The following is a 4,801-nucleotide window of genomic DNA, read 5'->3' on the forward strand; positions in this document are numbered from 1 at the left end:
GACGGCGGCGCGGGTGACGGTCCGGTCGGTGGGCCCGCTGGGCCTGGCCGCGCGGCAGGGATCGCACGAGGTGCCGTGGACGGTCCGCGTGCTGCCGCCGTTCCACAGCCGCAAGCACCTGCCCTCGCGGCTGGCGCGGCTGCAGCAGCTCGACGGCCGCAACGCGGTGCTGATCCGGGGCCAGGGCACGGAATTCGACTCGCTGCGCGAGTACGTGATCGGCGACGACGTCCGCTCGATCGACTGGCGGGCGACCGCGCGGGCCGCGGACGTCATGGTCCGCACGTGGCGCCCCGAGCGCGACCGGCACGTGGTGCTGGTGCTCGACACGGGCCGCGTCTCGGCCGGCCGGGTGGGCGACGCGCCCCGCCTGGACGCGGCGATGGACGCGGCGTTGCTGCTGGCGGCACTGGCTTCCCGGGCCGGCGACCGCGTCGACCTCCTGGCGTACGACCGGCGGCTGCGGGCGGCCGTGCAGGGTTCGTCCGGGCCCGCGTTGCTGACGTCGCTGGTGAACGCGATGGCGCCGCTGGAGCCGTCGCTGGTCGAGACGGACGCGCGGGGGATGGTCGCGGAGGTGCTCCAGCGGACCCGGCGGCGGGCGCTGGTCGTCCTCCTGACCGGCCTCGACGCGGCGCCGCTGGAGGAGGGGCTGTTCCCGGTGCTGAGCTCGCTGACCGCGCGGCACGAGCTGATCGTGGCGTCGGTGGCAGACCCCCGGGTCGCGGAGATGCTGGCCGGCCGCGGCGACGCGGAAGCCGTGTACGACGCGGCGGCGGCGTCGCGGACACTGGCCGAGCGGCACCGCGTGACCGAGCGGCTGGGGCGGCACGGGGTGAGCGTGGTGGACGCCGTCCCGGAGGAGCTGCCCCCGGCGCTGGCAGATCGCTACCTGGCCTTGAAGGCGGCCGGGCGGCTCTAACGGGTGGCTGCGGTGGTGCCCGCCCGGTCGGCCTGTTAAGCCCGAAGGATGTTCAAGCTCATGGCGGTTGCGCTGGCGATCGCTTCGGCGCCGGTGTCCGACGGTGCTCCGGTGTACCTGGCCGACGGCGGCGGCAAGCTCTCGCTCGCGGTGGTTTCCGGTCAGCCGGTGCTGGCGGACGCCGGCGACCCGGGTGCCGCGTGGACGTATGCGTCGCAGCACTTCACGAATGTCTCAAGTGGACAGTGCCTGACGGCCTCGAGCCCGGTCGACGGCGTGGCGGTGAAGCTGGCCGCGTGCGACGCGGCGGACAAGCACCAGGCGTGGCGGCGGATCGCGGGGCTGCCGGGCCTGGTGGAGATCGCGAACGTGGCGACCGCGCGGTGCCTCACGGCCGAGAGCGCGTCGGTGGGAGCCCGGCTGTACCAGGAAGTCTGTTCCCTGACGGGCATCGCGAACACGTGGGCCGCGGGCGGCCGGACGCTGGCGATCCTGTCGGGCAACGGCCAGCGGCTGGCGTCGAAGGACCCGGGCGCGCCGTTCGTGGTCCGGGTGATCGGCGAGAACGGCCAGCCCGCGGCGGACGTCCCGGTGACGTTCTTCGTGCGGGCCGCCCGGCCGAAGAGCGCGTTGGTGCTCGAAGGCGGCGGGGAGACGGTGACGGTGAAGACGGGCGCGGACGGGTCGGCGTCGAGCCCCAAGCTGGTGCTGACGGAGGTGGGCGAGTTCGAGGCGCGGTTCGTCGGGTCGGCGGGGCTGGAGGACGGTTCGTCGATCGCCTTCGAGGGGTCGTGCCTATGCTGACTCGGGCAGCGCGTCCCCGGTGTCGCGCGCGTCCAGATCGCCCACTTCGCCGTCCTTCGCCGCGCGCCTGCCGAGCGTGAAAACGTAGACCAGGAAAGCCACTTCGGCGAGGACGCCGATCCCCACCCGGATCCACGTGGGCCAGCCCGACGGCGTCACGAACGCCTCGATGATCCCGGTCACCAGCAGCACGCACGCCAGCCCGAGCGCGATCACCACCACCGAACGGCCCTGTTCGGCCAGCGCGGCGGACCGCGAACGGCGGCCGGGGTCGATCACCGTCCAGCCGAGTTTGAGGCCGGTGCCCGCCGCGACGAAGACCGCCGTCAGCTCAAGGAGGCCGTGGGGGAGCAGGAGGCCGATCATCACGTCGCCGCGGCCCGCCGCGCTCATCGCGCCGATGATCACGCCCGCGTTCAGCGAATTCAGCCAGAGCCCGCCGATCACCGGGATGCCGAGCGCGATGCCCAGGAACAGCGAATTCGCCGCCACCAGCGCGTTGTTCGTCCAGACGCGCGCCGCGAACGACCCCGCCGGGCCGGTCGAGTAGTAGCTTTCCGCTTCGCCGCCGGGCTTGGTCAGCTCGCGCAGCTCGTCCGGAGTGGCCATCGACGCGCGCACGTGCGGGTCGCCCGCCACCCACACGGCGATCACCGCCATCACCGCGATCGACACCAGCGCGGCCGGGATCCACCAGCGCCGCGACAGGTACACCGCGGCCGGGAAGCGGCGCGTGAAGAACAGCGCGACCTCGCGCCACGCCGGGTTGTGCGACCCCGAGATCGCCGACCGGCCGCGCGCCACCAGCTCCGACAGCCTGCCGAGCAGGGCCGGGTCCGGCGCGACCGACCGGACGATCGACAGGTGCGTCGCCGTCCGCTGGTAGAGCGTCACCAGCTCGTCGGCCTCGGCGCCGGTCAGCCTGCCGCCGCGGCGGTTCAGCTCGCCGAGCCGGTTCCACTCCGCCGTGTGCGCCGCGACGAAGACGTCCACATCCACGACGTCACCCTATCCGTCGATACCCTGGGCCGCGTGCACGAGGAATCGGAGCTGGTCACCGGCGAAGCCGTCGTCCTGGACCTGCGCGTCGCCAAGCTCGCCAGCCGGGCGCTGGCGATGGCCCTCGACGTCCTCCTGCAGTTCGCGCTGCTGCTGGTGGCGTTCATCGTGCTCACGCTGACGGTGCCGGGCGAGGACGAAGCCCTCGCGCTGACGCTGATCCTGGTGTGCGTGGTGCTGATCCTGGTCGGCTACCCGGTCTTGTCCGAAACGCTCACCCGCGGCCGCTCGCTCGGCAAGATGGCGGTGGGCCTGCGCGTGGTCCGCGTCGACGGCGGCCCGATCCGCTTCCGGCACGCCCTGGTCCGCGGGCTCGCCGGCTTCGTCGTCGACTTCTGGACGCTCGGCCTGTTCGGCGCGGTCGCGGTGATCGTGTCGCTGTGCTCGTCCGACGGCCGCCGGGTCGGCGACTTCCTGGCCGGCACGCTGGTCGTCCGCGAGCGCGTCCCGGAGACGACCGGCCACCCGGCCATCACGATGCCGTACGGCCTCGAAGGCTGGGCGGCCCACCTCGACCTGACCCGGCTGCCGGACGACCTCGCACTGGCGAGCCGCCAGTTCCTGACCCGCTTCGCCCAGCTGCGCCCGGAGGCGGCGGAGTCGCTGGGCTGGGGCCTCGCGCGGCAGGTGGGCGAGGCACTGGGCACGCCGGTGCCGCCCGGGGTGCCGGCGTGGGCGTTCCTGGCGGCGGTGCTGGCGGAGCGCCGCAACCGCGACCACGCGCGTGCGGTCCAGGCGTACACGGCCCGAGTGCAGGCGGCGCGGGGCCAGGGCTTCGGGGCGCCGTCCGGGTTCGCGCCCGCTCCCTCGCCGGAACCCCCGCCGAGTGACAGCCCGTTCACGCCGCCGAGCTAGGAAACGTCTCCCGAGGAGGCAAGCCACGTGTTGCACTGCTGGTTGCGGTTGGTCGTCGCGCCGTGCTGCCACCAGGAGATGTTGTGCTTGGCGCTGCCGTGGTCGCGCTTGCCGTTGCGGGCGTAGTCGTCGCCGCGGTCCTGGGCGTTCCAGGCCTCGTTGTAGACGTTCTTGTCGACCGAGCCGCCGGAGACCGAAGCCGAGCCGAGGAACATGCCGGAGAAGCACTGGGCCTCGAGTTCCATCCGCCGCGACAGTTCGAGGCCCGCCGCCGAGTCGGCGCCGGCGTCGTAGCGCTGGTTGCCGTACGCCTCGGAGATGCCGGCCATGTTCTGCACGTGGTGGCCGTATTCGTGGGCCAGGATCGACAGGTACGGGCCGGGGTGGTTGCCCCAGACGTCGATCTCGATGCGGTCCATCGGCATGTAGATCGTGTTGTTGCTCGGGCAGTAGAACGGCGTGACCCCGGTGGTCGTGCCCCCGCTGCCGCACGGCGTCGAGGATTCGGACAGCGACCGTGGCACCGACAGGTTCGGCGTCTCGAACGGCAGGTCGACGGCGCCGAGCATGCGCGACCACATCGCGTCGAGGCAGGTGATGCCGGACTGGAAGAACTTCGTGGCGCTGTTCTGGTCGGTTCCCCAGCGGCTCAGCGAGCACGAGACGTTCTGCAGGCCGTAGTTCGGGCTGCCGAACAGCGGGTTGTCCCCGGTGGCGACGACCGAACGCGGGCCGGACGGTGGTTGCGACGTCGGCGTCTCGCGCTCGGAGGTGCGGGTCGTTTCTTCGGTGGTCGTCGTCGACGACGTGGTGCTCTCGGTCGTCTCGGTGGTTTCTTCGGTGCTGGTCGGGTAGGTGCTGGAGTACCCGGCGTCGGCGACGTGCCGCGACTTTCCGCCCCCGATCAGCGCGACGGCGGCGACGAGCCCCCCGGCGACGGCGACGATGGCGAAGATCGCCACCGCGACGATGACCCCGGTGTTGGATTTCTTGGCGGGGTAAGGGCCGAAGCGGGTGCCGTAGGGAGCGTAGGGCGGCGGCGCGGCGTAACCGGGCACGAAGGCGGCGGGCGCGGCGGCGGGTGGTGGGAGCGGGCTTCGCGCGGGCGGTGGGGCGGGGTAGCCGAAGGGCGGGACGGGGCTCGGGCCGGTCGGCGGGCCG

General features: G+C 73.0%; 5 protein-coding genes. 3 read left to right on the forward strand and 2 right to left on the reverse strand.

What is annotated here, in order from left to right; genetic code table 11:
- Positions 1-922: DUF58 domain-containing protein (locus G3I65_RS46795; RefSeq protein WP_160701824.1), on the forward strand; the 922-nt coding region annotated here is incomplete at its 5' end.
- A 60-nt stretch (positions 923-982) separates the two neighbouring features.
- A complete protein-coding gene (locus G3I65_RS46800) occupies positions 983-1,726 on the forward strand; it encodes a ricin-type beta-trefoil lectin domain protein (RefSeq protein WP_239071862.1) in 744 nt (247 codons plus the stop codon).
- On the opposite strand, the gene G3I65_RS46805 is transcribed toward G3I65_RS46800, so the two are convergent.
- Positions 1,718-2,725: a stage II sporulation protein M gene (locus tag G3I65_RS46805; protein WP_160701826.1), complete on the reverse strand. Its 1,008-nt coding sequence runs from the start codon at positions 2,723-2,725 to the stop codon at positions 1,718-1,720. The genes G3I65_RS46800 and G3I65_RS46805 overlap by 9 nt on opposite strands.
- A 33-nt stretch (positions 2,726-2,758) precedes the next feature.
- On the opposite strand from G3I65_RS46805, the gene G3I65_RS46810 reads away from it, so the two are divergent.
- Positions 2,759-3,640, forward strand: coding sequence for an RDD family protein (locus tag G3I65_RS46810; RefSeq protein WP_160701827.1), 882 nt, complete (start codon positions 2,759-2,761; stop codon positions 3,638-3,640).
- Here G3I65_RS46810 and G3I65_RS46815 read toward each other — a convergent pair.
- Positions 3,637-4,801: neutral zinc metallopeptidase (locus G3I65_RS46815; RefSeq protein WP_239071863.1), on the reverse strand; the 1,165-nt coding region annotated here is incomplete at its 5' end. The two genes, G3I65_RS46810 and G3I65_RS46815, sit on opposite strands and share 4 nt — an antisense overlap.

It is taken from the genome of Amycolatopsis sp. SID8362, assembly GCF_010550475.1.
In the GTDB taxonomy this organism is placed as follows: Bacteria; Actinomycetota; Actinomycetes; order Mycobacteriales; family Pseudonocardiaceae; genus Amycolatopsis; species Amycolatopsis eburnea.

Coding starts and splice junctions, on each gene's coding strand:
- G3I65_RS46800 (WP_239071862.1), top strand. CDS start 983: ATGGCGGTTGCGCTGGCGATCGCTTCGGCGCCGGTGTCCGACGGTGCT.